The organism is Paenibacillus turicensis, assembly GCF_050461185.1.
Taxonomy (GTDB): Bacteria; Bacillota; Bacilli; order Paenibacillales; family Paenibacillaceae; genus Fontibacillus; species Fontibacillus turicensis_A.
In genome coordinates this window covers 1-13,782 of the sequence record NZ_JBCMOR010000019.1, presented here as the reverse complement: position 1 = coordinate 13,782, position 13,782 = coordinate 1, and the positions used below count along the sequence as shown (strand labels likewise).

The window sequence follows — 13,782 nt, the reverse complement described above, 5'->3', positions numbered from 1 at the left end:
GAGAGGAAGTGTCTGTCAGTGAGTACACCACTCAATTTGAACATTGATCAGGAAAGAGCTTTAGAAATTCCTATGGTTGATTTGGCCTTTATGGTCTTGAAAGCTGCAAATACCCCGTATTATTATCGTGACCTAATGAAAGAAGTAGCTAAGCTTCGTGGAATGTCTGAAGAGCAATCCCAAGAGGCAATTGCGGAATTATATACGGAAATTAATATCGACGGCAGATTTGCATGTGTAGGTACGAATCTGTGGGGGCTTAAGCGTTGGTATCCAATTGAACGTTCTGAGGATCCTGTAGGCTCAGCAAAACGCCCTCGAATCATTAATGATGACGTTGAGGATGACGATTTCTCTGATGAGGTTGAGAAGAAGTTTTCTGCGGATAATGATGGGTTTGATTCTGTGGATGATGAAGATGAATTATTTACAGATGAGGACGAAGACATCGAAGAGGAAGATATTGAGGATGTTGAAGACGATACGATAATCGATGATGAAGAAATTGACGAAGATCTCGTGGATGATGAGCTCTCAGATGATGAAGAAGAGCAAGATGAAGAAGACGAAGATTATGAGGATGAAGATTACGACAAATAAGGTTAACATTTCTGCCATAGGATTGTTTTATAAGCTCGTGTTCTTACTTGACAGAGGCTATGCTAACGGGTAAACTATTGCATGGGCTTATGAGATTTTAACCTATAACTATAATTTTTTTTAATAAAAGTGCCCCGACCTATTCGGGTGTCACTTTTTTTGTTTTTTTGCTTTAATTGCTTCAATTTGGGTTACGCTAAGGATCTAAAGTCGCCTGAATCATATGATAATTTATGTAGGAGGTTTTTACACTGTGGCAAAATATATTTTCGTAACAGGCGGGGTTGTGTCCTCACTCGGTAAAGGGATTACAGCAGCTTCCCTTGGTAGACTGCTTAAAAACAGAGGTCTGAAGGTTACTATCCAGAAATTTGATCCCTATCTGAATGTTGATCCTGGGACAATGAGTCCTTATCAGCATGGGGAAGTTTTTGTTACGGATGATGGCGCGGAGACGGATCTTGACTTAGGGCATTATGAAAGATTTATTGATATCAATCTATCCAAAAACAGCAACGTAACGACAGGTAAAATTTATTCTTCTGTAATCGGCAAGGAACGTCGTGGAGAGTACCTAGGTGGTACAGTACAGGTGATTCCACATATTACAAATGAAATTAAAGAACGTGTGTATCGTGCAGGACGTGAAGCTGGCTCTGATGTGGTTATTACGGAGATTGGTGGAACTGTTGGTGATATCGAAAGCTTGCCTTTCCTTGAAGCGATTCGCCAAATTAAAAGTGATATCGGCCGCGATAATGTGATGTATATTCATGTTACGCTGATTCCATATATTAAAGCTGCAGGTGAAGTAAAAACGAAACCAACACAGCACAGTGTAAAGGAATTACGTAGTATCGGTATTCAACCTAATGTGATTGTTTGCCGTACTGAGCATGAATTATCTGATGACATGAAGGCAAAAATTGCTTTATTTTGTGATATAGACAAAAATGCAGTGGTTGAATGTCGTGATGCAGACACGTTGTACGAAATTCCAATGAATTTACGTGAAGAAGGTTTAGACGAAATTGTAGTCAACCATCTTAAATTAACAACACCTGCCCCTGACATGACCGAGTGGGAAAGTCTTGTTAATCGCGTTAAAAAGCTTGAAAAAACTGTTGAAATTGCAATCGTAGGTAAGTATGTTGCTCTGCATGATGCTTATTTAAGTGTAGTTGAATCCTTATCTCATGCTGGTTTTGATGCAAATGCTGAAGTGAAGATTCGTTGGGTTAATGCAGAGGATATTACCGATGAGAACGTGGATGAATATTTACAAGGAATCGGCGGAATTTTAGTACCAGGTGGCTTTGGTGATCGTGGTATTGAAGGTAAAATTTCTACGATTCGTTATGCTCGTGAACGTAATATCCCATTCTTTGGTATTTGTCTTGGAATGCAGGTTGCTGTTATTGAAGCGGCACGTTCTTTAGTAGGACTAAATGGTGCGAATAGCTCTGAAATTAATCCTTCTACAGAGTATCCTGTTATCGATCTTCTTCCAGAACAAAAGGATATTGAGGACTTGGGTGGTACGATGCGTCTTGGCTTGTACCCTTGTAAGCTACAAGAAGGTTCTTTAGCTATGCAATGTTACAATGATGAGCTTGTGTATGAAAGACACCGCCATCGTTATGAATTTAACAATGCATATCGTGAACAATTGGAAAACGCAGGCTTGCGTATTTCAGGAACATCACCAGATGGTCGATTAGTTGAAATTGTAGAATTACCAGATCATCCTTGGTTTTTGGCTGTACAATTCCACCCAGAATTTACATCACGTCCAAATCGTCCACAACCGTTATTCCGCGAGTTCGTGAAGGCGTCTATTACTCACCTATCCTAAGGCTTTGCGGTAAGTACCGGCATGGCTTCTTGGTAGATGATTAAAAATATACAGCACCTCTAAATGAGGAGAATTGTCAAAATAGGCTGTTGCTTATTGACATGAATCCATTTGGGGTGCTTTTTTGTATGCGGAAATTGTAGAAGAAACAGTATCTTTTTTCCAAATCAGAAGGGATTTTATGTTCTAGAGCGAATTTATTATTCATCTAAGTATATTTAGGTGCGACTGTAGGGGGGAGACTTTTGTGAAAGACAAGAAAGTGTTGATTGTAGATGACCAGAACGGAATTCGGATATTGTTAATGGAAGTTTTTAATAGTGAAGGTTATACAACGATGCAAGCTCCTAATGGAAAAGTGGCGCTGGAGATTGTAAGGAATGAGGCTCCAGATCTTGTTCTACTGGATATGAAAATACCCGGTATGGATGGACTCGAAATTCTTAAGCATATTAAAGAAATAAACCCTGACATCAAAGTCATTATGATGACTGCCTATGGCGAACTTGATATGATTAAACAAGCGACCGATCTTGGTGCGCTGATGCATTTTACTAAACCTTTTGATATTGATGAGATGCGTTTAGCTGTAAATAATCACCTTATGGGTGGAGGAACGATTTAAGGTAAAGAGGTACATCTATGTCCTAACTGAAGGAAAGGATTACCTCTTTTTTGTGTGAGCTTTTTTTCTTGTAAATAATATTAAAGCTTGTTTAGTATTTGTCTTGGATTGTGTTATAATAACGAAGTGTGAATGTCGGCTATTTTATAAGAAAAAACCAACACCTTTAGGAGGATGGAACCATGCCATTAGTATCAATGACAGAGATGTTGAACAAAGCACTTGAGGGAAAATACGCTGTAGGTCAATTCAACATTAACAACCTTGAATGGACACAAGCAATTTTAAACGCAGCAGAAGCTGAGAAATCACCAGTTATTTTAGGTGTATCTGAAGGCGCTGCTCGCCATATGAGCGGTTTCTATACTGTAGTTAAAATGGTAGAAGGTCTTATGCATGACCTTAAAATTACTGTTCCAGTTGCTATTCATCTTGACCATGGTTCAAGCTTTGACAAATGTAAAGAAGCTATCGATGCTGGATTTACATCTGTAATGATTGATGCTTCTCATAGCCCAATCGAAGAAAACGTAGAAATCACTAAAAAAGTAGTTGAATATGCACATGCTAAAGGCGTTTCTGTAGAAGCTGAAGTAGGTACTGTAGGCGGACAAGAAGATGACGTTATCGGCGGCATTATGTATGCTAAACTAGAAGATTGTATTGCAATCTCTGCAACTGGAATTGATACATTGGCACCAGCGCTTGGTTCCGTTCATGGTCCTTACCATGGTGAGCCTAATCTTGGATACAAAGAAATGGAAGAAATTTGTAATACTATTAAGCTTCCACTTGTTCTTCATGGTGGAACTGGTATTCCTGAGCATGATATCAAGAAAGCAATCTCTCTTGGTACTTCCAAAATCAACGTAAACACTGAAAACCAAGTTGTATTCGCGAAAGTTGTTCGTGAAGTACTTGCTGCTAAACCAGATGCTTACGATCCTCGTACATTTATCCAACCAGGACGTGAAGCAATTAAAGAAACTGTAATTGGTAAAATTCGCGAGTTTGGCTCAAACAATAAAGCCTAATATCACGGTTTAACCTAACTATAAGTAGCTACACAAATAGGAAAGACGTCGGCAAAGATGCTGGCGTCTTTCCTATTTGTGTTCAGAAATGTTATTATGTATAAGAATCCTTGAATTTAATTTTAAACACAATGATAAGTCTATGTATTTGGCTTCAGGGGGATCTTTATTTTATGGAAAAATTAATGATTAGTGGTGGACGCCCGTTAGAGGGAGTTGTACAGATTAGTGGAGCAAAGAACAGTGCGATTGCGTTGTTGCCTGCTGCGATTTTAGCAGAGTCAACCGTTATTCTGGACAATCTACCACGTCTTAGCGATGTTGCTGTATATACAGAAATTTTAGAGGAGTTAGGGGCAAGTGTAGAATGGTCTGATAGTCAGATCATCATCGACCCTAGCCGTATTCGTTCAATACCGATGCCAAATGGACCCGTGAAAAAGCTACGTGCGTCCTATTATATGATGGGGGCCTTGCTTGGACGTTTTGGCGAAGCAACGATTGGTTTACCAGGTGGATGTAATTTTGAACCTAGACCGATCGATCAACACATTAAAGGTTTTGAGGCATTAGGTGCTACCGTAACTAATGAGCATGGTGCTATTCATCTACACGCCAAAGAATTAAAGGGTGCTAAAATCTATTTGGATGTTAGCAGTGTAGGTGCAACGATTAATATTATGTTAGCGGCGGCTAGAGCCAAAGGTTCAACCACGATTGAAAATGCGGCCAAGGAGCCTGAAATTATTGATGTTGCTACATTGCTTAACTCTATGGGTGCAAGCATCAAAGGAGCCGGCACGGAAACGATCCGTATTGAAGGGGTAAAGGAAATGAAGGGCTGTCGTCATTCCATTATTCCTGACCGCATTCAAGCAGGCACCTATCTTATTGCAGCTGCTGCAACGAGAGGTAACGTCTTGGTAGATGGCGTTATACCTAAACACTTAGAAGCACTTACCGCTAAGCTAATTGAAATGGGTGTAACGGTAGAAGAGCTTGATGAGTCCATTCGAGTTATTGGTGCTTCTCGCTACGAGCATGTTGACGTCAAAGCACTTGTGTATCCAGGTTTTCCAACCGATATGCAATCACCGATGACTAGTCTTTTAACTCAAGCCGAGGGTGTAAGCATTCTTAGTGATTTTGTGTACAGCAATAGATTTAAACATGTACCTGAATTAGTACGTATGGGTGCTAAAATTCGTGTAGAGGGTAGATCTGCTATTATTGAAGGTGGAAAACTGAATTCTGCTAAAGTGAAGGCAGCTGACCTGAGAGCAGGTGCTGCACTTGTCATTGCGGGCTTGACCGTAGAGGAAGGTGTCACTGAAATTTCTGGTGTTGAACTGATTGACCGTGGCTATGATAATTTAGTTACTAATCTGCGTGCATTAGGTGCAGATGTGTGGCGTCAGGAAGAATAGTTTTTTTACTAGAAAAGATGGATATACTATAAAATTAGATGTAGTTTGTAGAGCACGTGCGGTGGAGTGAACAAAGCCTAAAATGGCGAAAGCATAATTCGCTAAATTGGTAAAAGTGTTTGAATGTTGATATACTCCACTGCATGTACTCTTCTTTATAGATTTTGCATAATTGAGCTGAGAATAGCTTGTGCTATAATAGTAGCAAAACAACTATAAATGTTAAAAGTGATAATTTGAAAAAATTGAATAGGTGGTTTTATTTATGGATCTTCAGATTGCCGATCTGGAAGGAATGAAGCTGACAGAGCTATATAAGCTTGCAAAGCAGCATCAAATTCCATACTATGGACAATTGAAAAAGAAGGAACTAATTTTTGCTATTTTAAGAGCACAGGCTGAATCAAGTGGTCTGATGTTCATGGAAGGCGTATTAGAAATATTGCCTGAAGGGTATGGTTTTTTAAGGCCAATCAACTACCTGCCTAGTGCGGAGGATATTTATATTTCTGCTTCACAAATTCGTAAGTTTGATCTTAGAACAGGTGACCTCGTCTCAGGTAAATGTAGAACTCCGAAGGAAAATGAGCGGTATTTTGGATTGTTACAGGTCAATGCTGTAAATGGAGAGAACCCGTCAGTAGCGGCAGAACGTCTTCATTTCCCTGCGTTAACTCCACTTTATCCACAGACTAAGATTGTACTTGAAACATCCCCTAATCATTTATCTACCCGTATTATGGATGTACTTGCACCAGTAGGACTAGGGCAACGTGGCTTAATTGTAGCTCCACCTAAAGCTGGTAAAACACTGCTACTTAAAGAGATAGCTAATAGTATTTCTACTAATTATCCCGAAATTGAGTTGTTTGTATTACTAATTGATGAACGACCAGAAGAAGTAACAGACATGCAGCGTTCAGTAAAAGGGGAAGTAATTGCTTCAACATTTGATGAACTGCCTGAAAATCACATTAAAGTAGCTGAGCTAGTACTGCAACGTGCACTTAGACTTGTAGAGCATAAAAAGGATGTTGTTATTTTACTTGATAGTATTACTCGTCTAGCTCGTGCCTACAATTTGGTTGTACCGCCATCTGGTCGTACGCTGAGTGGAGGGATTGACCCTGCTGCATTCCACCGTCCAAAACGGTTCTTCGGATCTGCACGTAATGTAGAAGAAGGCGGAAGTCTCACAATTTTAGCTACGGCATTAGTGGATACAGGTTCTCGCATGGATGATATCATTTATGAGGAATTTAAAGGAACGGGCAATATGGAGCTGCACCTTGACCGTAAGCTTGCAGAACGTCGTATTTTCCCTGCAATCGATATTCGTCGTTCAGGTACCCGTCGTGAAGAGGTATTATTGAAAAAAGAAGAGCTTGATACAATCTGGGCAATTCGCAAAAATATGAATGAGTCCTATGATTTTGTAGAAGGCTTCCTTAAAAAGCTAAGAAACAGCAAATCAAATGAAGAGTTTTTAGCTTCTTTTGATGTAACGGAAGGAACAGCAACCCCTACAAGAACAGGAACAGGAACAACTCCTAGAAGAGCGCGTACAGTCTCCAGTTCTGGAAGTAATAGTACAGAATAACGTGAATTAACTAATTATTTATAATTGCATCTTGGGGAATGGGCATGCTATAATCACGTTATTGTTATATAACTCTGTGCACGCATGAGGCTCAGGGCGGAAAGAGGTGAAAGTCAATGAACGAAGCAATTCAACCAAAATATCACTTGACTACAGTAACTTGTGCTTGTGGTAACGTTTTTGAAACAGGTTCTGTTAAAGAAAACCTACGTGTTGAAATCTGCTCCAACTGTCATCCATTCTTCACAGGTAAGCAAAAATTCCTGGATGCTGGTGGCCGCGTGGATCGTTTCAAAAAGAAATACGGCATCTAATGAGTATCGCTGCATAAGTCAGCTTCTCGTATATATGTCAAAGGGGCTTTTCTCCGTTTTCAGCTTAGCTGAGCGTGAGAAAAACCCCTTTTTTAGTTTGGAGCACGATTTAATGTAAGCTCATTATTTAAATTAGTGGTTGATAACCACTAATTTTTGAACTCCACAATGTCCCTCAGTTCATTCCATTCCCCGTTAGAAATAATGCCAAGACGCCATAGGGCAATCCCTTTTAGCTGATAACGCTTAGCTAAACCAACCAACGCTTGTAGGGAAGACTCATTTTCATTATTCATGTTTAAGCCTAATACTAAATTTTGAGCGCCTGCTTCTTTAACGGCTAATTGAATACCTTCATTTACCTTCGAGATCGGCTCTGGATTGCCTTTGCTGTTCGTATAATCATACGCCATAATAATGATTTCATCTGCAATTTGCCCTAGAGACTTATAATCATAACCTTGATAAGAAGAATTTAAAGGATGAAGAGCTAATGATAATTTAAGGTCAGCCCCTTTTGCTGCCTTGGAGATTTCTTTGACAAAGTTGGTAAAGCTGGACCGTGTTTTTGTTTTGTCTGTAGTCAGACCAAGTCCTTCGAAATCTAACAATATCCCTTGGAACTTTTTATCTGTAGCAGCATTGACGATGTCTTCAATAACTTTTTTACGAACAGTTGCATTTTCAATTACTTTAGTTAACTCGCCTTTTGTATCACTAGAGTACACCATTAAATAAGGTGTTGTTCTGGAACTCGCCGCATCAGCAACTAAGCTATCCGCTGTGACCTCGCCGGCCGCTTGAGGCAATCTAAAATCTTTACCAGTGAGGGTAAACTCGCCATTTTCATCAATACGGCTCCAACCAAAGGCAACTGCATCTAATGTAGGAACCCTCTTCACATCGGAAAAGGCTTGAATAGCATAGAAGCCCAAAGTATATAAACGTTCCTTAGGAGACGTGATGGATACGGTACGAGTAGTTGCATTCCAATCTACTTCCGCACCAAATTGCTGACTAAAAAAGCTTAATGGAATAAGTGTATTTCCGTTTGTGACGATGGGGGCAACCGCTAAGTTTACTTTTGAGGTATTAACCGTTGCTTGTTTTTCTCCTACAGTAAGCTTCACTTGAACACTGCTTGCACCTTGGCCTTTAATCGCTGTTATTGTTTTAGTCTTGCTATCCCACGTAATTTTAATGTTAAGTGCTTCAGCAATCGAACGGAATGGAACCATCGTGGTCCCTTGCATAATAATAGGTTCTGTTGGAAATGTGAGTGGGTAGTTATCTAGCTCAATTTTGGTTGGAGCAGCTGCCTTTATGTCTGTAGGCTGAAGTCCTACAATTGTGCCAGCAATCAAGGCACTACATAATAAGAGCTTGCCAAATGATTTCATGAATGTCATCCTCTCTATTTATTATAATTATAAAAATATTATGCTAATCTATGAAACTATCTTTATTTACTATAACAAAAAATAGAGTTGATTTCATAATTTCGCCATTTGAGCCAATATAAATTGCTTATTTATTGTTGCTAACCATACCGGTTAGGTTGATTTTTCGAGTTCCATGAGATATACTTGTCTTTGCCGCGCTAGACGGGGAGGTAGCGGTGCCCTGTAACTTGCAATCCGCTGTAGCAAGGTTGAATTCCTGTTAGCGGTCTTGTTAATGTAAGGTTTGGTCTTTAAGGTAGACGTTGACGGATGGGTCCTTCGCAATGGATGTCTGTGAACCTGGTCAGGTCCGGAAGGAAGCAGCCATAAGCAGTGCCATTCATGTGCCGAAGGGTTACCTGTCCCGAGTTATGCTTTGGAGGTTCCACTTGGATTACAATGATCAATAACAGGTGCGCGGTTTAACTATTTCTAATTTTACTAATTGATAATTCATTGAGGATACATCTTTGTCTGTGGGCAGAGATGTTTTTTTATACATATTTTTGGACTTCTCGTGGTTTTGAAGTGGCAGAATTGCCTTGTGAGAAGAACCGACAATAGGTTTGTCTCGCGTGTGGATTATAGTATAATGGAATGGCGATAAAGCCGTTTAGAGAGAAGGAAGGGGCCACATATGGAGCATATTGCACTATACCGTGCCTGGCGGTCGCAACGATTTCAGGACATGGTTGGTCAAAAGCATATTATACGGACATTACAAAACGCAATTCGTGAAAATAAGTTATCACATGCGTATTTGTTTTGTGGACCGCGTGGTACTGGGAAAACGAGTGCTGCTAAAATTTTAGCTAAAGCCGTCAACTGTGAACAGGGCATGTCAGGTGAGCCTTGTAACGAATGTGATGCGTGTAAGCGAATTACAGCTGGTGCAGTGATGGATGTGCTTGAAATTGATGCTGCCTCTAACCGAGGCGTTGAGGAAATTCGTGACTTGCGTGAAAAGGTGAAATACGCCCCAACGGAAGTGCGACATAAGGTTTATATTATTGATGAAGTTCACATGTTAACGACAGAGGCATTTAATGCATTGCTAAAAACATTGGAGGAGCCACCTCCACATGTCATGTTTATTTTGGCTACGACAGAACCTCATCGGTTACCTGCTACGGTGATCTCAAGGTGTCAACGCTTTGATTTCCGTCGAATATCTCTTGATGAGCAGACAGAACATTTAAAGGGAATTTGCCAGCAGGAGAATATTGAATATGATGATGAGGCAATTGGCTATATCGCTAGATTATCTGATGGTGGGATGAGAGATGCCATAAGTATACTTGATCAGATCTCTTCCTTTACTGCTGGTCATATTACGTATAAGCAAGTGCTTAATATGACAGGAGGCATACCATCGAGTCAATTCGCTGAATTAGCTAGAAAGCTGCTGAATGGAGATATTGGTGGCGTACTACAAATGATTGAGGACTTCATGCAGGAAGGCAAAAGTGCCGATAAATGTATGGAAAATTTATTGTACTATTTTAGGGATCTGTTAATGATCAAAATGGTTCCTGCCTCTGATAAATTAACTGAACGTGTGCTTGATCCACATGATTTTGCCGAGATGGCTGAAATGTACTCACGTGAGCAGTTGTTCGCAATTATTGATACACTTAATCAATATCAGACAGAGATGAAGTATGCCTTACAGCCACAAATGTTGTTTGAGGTCGCTCTTCTTAAATTGTGTGGCATTTCGGAAGGAAAGACGGCACTAGATGCTCAATCAGCCATGACTCCCTCAGCTAGTACAGGGCAAGCTGGTACCTCTGATGAAATGAGACAATTGAAGGAGCAACTCTCAGCATTAGAAAATAAGCTGGCTCAAATTATGCAAAATGGTGTAGCCCCTGCTGCTGCAGGAGCAGCTAAACCAAGTCCAACCCGGAGTACTCCAGTACGGACATCTTCTGTAGCTAAGCTCCCAAGTGGGCTTGAGCAGTTTATCCAAAATCAGCATAGTGCTGAGTTTTTAGATATTCAGAACAAATGGTCTTCCATTCTTCAAGGTGTGAAGGAGGAAAAGGTAACGATTCATGCTTGGTTTGTGAATGGTGAACCTGTATCATACTGGGAAGATGCTGTTCTTGTTGCCTTTAAAAATGATATCCATCGAGAAACGACTGAAAAACAAGTCAATAAGCAATTGATTGAACAGGTGTTATCTAAATATGGTGGGAAGCCGATGCGCTTGGTGACGATGATGCTTAAGGATTGGACAGAGGCGAATCAAGGCAAAAGCTCAAAAGGGCAAGAGCCACCAGTTCTTGAGATGTCTCATGATGATGATCACCCTAAAAGCGAAAAGCCATGGGTAGATGATGCCATTGAAATGTTTGGAGAAGATCTAGTCGTTTTTAAAGATTAATTTAAATGTTTTTAATGTATTTTGAATTGAAATATGCAAACATTAGCAGGAACCACTATAATATAGATTAGAATATTTGTTAGGATACTTTAAATTTAGGAGATGACGTTATGAATAATATGAACCAAATGATGAAGCAAGTGAAAAAAATGCAAGAGCAAATGCTTAAAGCGCAAGAAGAGCTTGGCGAAAAAGTAATTGATGGTAGTGCAGGTGGCGGTGTTGTAACCGTACAAGTTAATGGTCATAAAAAGGTCATTTCTTTGAACATTAAACCAGAGGTTGTAGATCCTGATGATATCGAAATGCTACAGGACCTTGTCTTAACAGCAGTAAATGATGCATTAAACAAAGCCGAAGAGCTTGCTAACCAAGATATGGGTAAATTTACAGGTGGTATGAAGATTCCAGGCTTGTTCTAATTTTACGTCTATACGCTTAATAAAGGAGACCAATTTCCATTGTATTATCCAGAACCGATTGCCAAATTGATAGATGCCTTTACTCATTTACCCGGAGTTGGTCCCAAAACAGCCACAAGACTCGCTTTCCATGTTTTAAATATGAAAGAGGATGATGTGATTGACTTTGCCAAGGCTTTGGTTAGTGTAAAGCGTAATCTGCATTATTGCTCTGTGTGCTGTAATATTACCGATAGCGACCCTTGTAGAATCTGCCAAGATAAAACGAGAGACCCATCCGTTATTTGTGTCATTCAAGACTCCAAGGATTTAGTAGCGATGGAGAGAACAAAAGAATTTAATGGGTATTACCATGTGCTTCAAGGCGCGATTTCTCCCATGGAGGGCATTGGACCCGATAATATTCGCCTCAAGGAATTGTTGACTAGACTCAGTGATGAGCGTGTCGAGGAACTGATTCTTGCAACGAATCCGAACATTGAAGGAGAAGCTACAGCGATGTACATCTCTAGACTAGTTCGACCTTTTGAGATTAAGGTTACGCGCATCGCGCATGGCTTACCTGTTGGTGGCGATCTTGAATATGCGGATGAGGTCACATTATCTAAAGCGCTAGAGGGACGAAGAGAGTTAAATTAGGTTCAAACTAAGTGTGGGGATAGTGATCATGTGTCTAAAAGATCAAAGGAAACGATCCCAGTTCTACTTTATCGATATCAAGGTCCATATAGAAATATTGGATTTACGTTATCTCCCTTATATCTAGACGATACCATTGAAGTTACGCCTGAGCAGATGCTGTTTATTTATGATGAGGATTTCATCCATATTCGCCCTGCACTCAATCAAGCGTTTCCGTTAATCGACCCGCAAACCGGAGAGGAACTCGAGAGGTTTGATCCTTGCTGGGACAATCCGATAAGGAAAGAAGCATGGGCAGGGATTTTTGCGGAGATGGATCGTCAGCCTATTTCTGATCCTGAGCTTCAAAAGTTCCTAGATCAGTTTGTCATTTGGATAAAAGCTTGGTTGAAAATTGCTGATGGGATTGAAATCACAGGAAACCTGTAAGGTATTAGTGAAAATAATATTTTAGAATATATATATAATGAGCTATAAAAATGATGTGTAGTGTTTATTTTTGCACTTCACGTTTTTGTAGAGTCTTTGAGTCCCTGATCTGATTTTAGATTGGGGACTTTTTATATTAATCGTGTTCTAAGTTTGTCCTTCTTTTTATAAACATGGAATAAGTGTCTATAATTTAGGGGGAATGAAACTATGCAATGGAAACATAAGTGGATTAAACGGATGTCTGCCATAAAACAAAGACAACAGCACATGCACGAGCGTCAGCGGCTATATGATGAGGTCATGGAGGCGAGAATGGAGTGGGAGTTAGCCCATCAAGCTTTTCAGAATGCCAAGGAATTAGAAGAGGTGGACATTGCAATATACACATTAGAAGCGGCGGAAAGACGATATCAAATGAGGCTAAGAGCAGTTAAGGCAGTGTATCCACATTGGGTAAATGGCGATGCTCAGATGAACGAAAAATCATTGGAGGATGGTGTGTCGTGAAAACGATCTGGCTTGGTGTTCTGCTATTTTCTGTTGTCATGCTTTTGTATGTTACTATTTTCAAAAAGCTAGGCTTTGCATGGGTTAATAAATTTATGTTTCATATTGTATTGGCTGCACTAGGTTTATATATAGTGAATTATTCGGGGATTTTAGCTAGTGTGTACATCCCTTTAAATCCTGTTACATTAAGTACAGTGTTTATATTAGGTCTTCCTGGAGTAGCGCTGTTATTTGCGCTTAAAATAATGTTAATTTAAGTGTTGACGACAATTATAATTATATGGTACATTATATATCGCTTCTTCAAGTGGCCAAGCCTAATAAAAATGATTTGAAAAAATAATTTTAAAAAAAGCTTGACTAAAAACAACGAAGCATGGTATATTATAAAAGTCGCCGCTGAGAGATGCGACGATGAAAAAAGAGTGAATTGATCTTTGAAAACTAAACAACGAGTGAGTGAATTTCACAAAAGTGGAATTCAAAAATA

14 protein-coding genes and 1 other RNA gene are annotated in these 13,782 nt (G+C 39.8%); 14 read left to right on the top strand and 1 reads right to left on the bottom strand.

Going from position 1 to position 13,782, the window contains the following annotated elements:
- Positions 1 to 18 precede the first annotated feature (18 nt).
- From rpoE to rpmE, 7 genes are all read left to right on the top strand, one after another.
- Positions 19 to 600 carry a DNA-directed RNA polymerase subunit delta gene (rpoE, locus tag ABE099_RS19670; RefSeq protein WP_430033170.1) on the top strand — a complete coding sequence of 194 codons (582 nt, stop codon included), beginning with the start codon at positions 19 to 21 and terminating at the stop codon, positions 598 to 600.
- A gap of 253 nt (positions 601 to 853) precedes the next feature.
- Positions 854 to 2,455 carry a CTP synthase gene (locus ABE099_RS19665; RefSeq protein ID WP_430033167.1) on the top strand — a complete coding sequence of 534 codons (1,602 nt, stop codon included), beginning with the start codon at positions 854 to 856 and terminating at the stop codon, positions 2,453 to 2,455.
- A gap of 247 nt (positions 2,456 to 2,702) precedes the next feature.
- Entirely contained in the window at positions 2,703 to 3,080 is a 378-nt protein-coding gene (locus ABE099_RS19660; RefSeq protein WP_430033165.1) for a response regulator, read from the top strand.
- Between the two features lie 182 nt (positions 3,081 to 3,262).
- The gene (gene fba, locus ABE099_RS19655) at positions 3,263 to 4,114 is read left to right on the top strand and encodes a class II fructose-1,6-bisphosphate aldolase (protein ID WP_210091166.1); all 852 of its coding nucleotides are present in this window, start codon (positions 3,263 to 3,265) and stop codon (positions 4,112 to 4,114) included.
- 173 nt (positions 4,115 to 4,287) lie between these two features.
- Positions 4,288 to 5,541, top strand: coding sequence for a UDP-N-acetylglucosamine 1-carboxyvinyltransferase (locus ABE099_RS19650; protein WP_430033163.1), 1,254 nt, complete (start codon positions 4,288 to 4,290; stop codon positions 5,539 to 5,541).
- A 265-nt stretch (positions 5,542 to 5,806) separates the two neighbouring features.
- Entirely contained in the window at positions 5,807 to 7,141 is a 1,335-nt protein-coding gene (gene rho / locus ABE099_RS19645; protein WP_430033161.1) for a transcription termination factor Rho, read from the top strand.
- A gap of 116 nt (positions 7,142 to 7,257) precedes the next feature.
- A complete protein-coding gene (gene rpmE / locus ABE099_RS19640; protein WP_210091163.1) occupies positions 7,258 to 7,455 on the top strand; it encodes a 50S ribosomal protein L31 in 198 nt (65 codons plus the stop codon).
- Positions 7,456 to 7,604: 149 nt separating this feature from the next.
- Here the strand turns inward: rpmE and ABE099_RS19635 are convergent, their stop codons facing one another.
- Complete coding sequence (locus ABE099_RS19635; RefSeq protein WP_430033157.1) at positions 7,605 to 8,855, bottom strand: stalk domain-containing protein; 1,251 nt, start codon at positions 8,853 to 8,855, stop codon at positions 7,605 to 7,607.
- Between the two features lie 195 nt (positions 8,856 to 9,050).
- Here ABE099_RS19635 and ffs point away from each other — a divergent pair.
- The 7 genes from ffs to ABE099_RS19600 all read left to right on the top strand — a co-directional run bounded on the left by ffs (position 9,051) and on the right by ABE099_RS19600 (position 13,549).
- An RNA gene (ffs, locus tag ABE099_RS19630) (signal recognition particle sRNA large type) lies at positions 9,051 to 9,318 on the top strand.
- Between the two features lie 216 nt (positions 9,319 to 9,534).
- The gene (gene dnaX / locus ABE099_RS19625) at positions 9,535 to 11,286 is read left to right on the top strand and encodes a DNA polymerase III subunit gamma/tau (RefSeq protein WP_430033155.1); all 1,752 of its coding nucleotides are present in this window, start codon (positions 9,535 to 9,537) and stop codon (positions 11,284 to 11,286) included.
- Between the two features lie 110 nt (positions 11,287 to 11,396).
- Positions 11,397 to 11,708, top strand: coding sequence for a YbaB/EbfC family nucleoid-associated protein (locus tag ABE099_RS19620; protein ID WP_430033153.1), 312 nt, complete (start codon positions 11,397 to 11,399; stop codon positions 11,706 to 11,708).
- Between the two features lie 39 nt (positions 11,709 to 11,747).
- Positions 11,748 to 12,347 carry a recombination mediator RecR gene (gene recR / locus ABE099_RS19615; RefSeq protein ID WP_210091159.1) on the top strand — a complete coding sequence of 200 codons (600 nt, stop codon included), beginning with the start codon at positions 11,748 to 11,750 and terminating at the stop codon, positions 12,345 to 12,347.
- 30 nt (positions 12,348 to 12,377) lie between these two features.
- Complete coding sequence (locus ABE099_RS19610) at positions 12,378 to 12,779, top strand: hypothetical protein (RefSeq protein WP_430033151.1); 402 nt, start codon at positions 12,378 to 12,380, stop codon at positions 12,777 to 12,779.
- Positions 12,780 to 12,989: 210 nt separating this feature from the next.
- Positions 12,990 to 13,289 carry a DUF2508 family protein gene (locus ABE099_RS19605; RefSeq protein WP_430033149.1) on the top strand — a complete coding sequence of 100 codons (300 nt, stop codon included), beginning with the start codon at positions 12,990 to 12,992 and terminating at the stop codon, positions 13,287 to 13,289.
- Positions 13,286 to 13,549 (top strand): pro-sigmaK processing inhibitor BofA family protein, encoded by a 264-nt coding sequence (locus ABE099_RS19600; protein WP_430033146.1) that lies wholly within the window; start codon positions 13,286 to 13,288, stop codon positions 13,547 to 13,549. Before ABE099_RS19605 ends, ABE099_RS19600 begins: the two co-directional genes overlap by 4 nt.
- Positions 13,550 to 13,782: the final 233 nt, after the last annotated feature.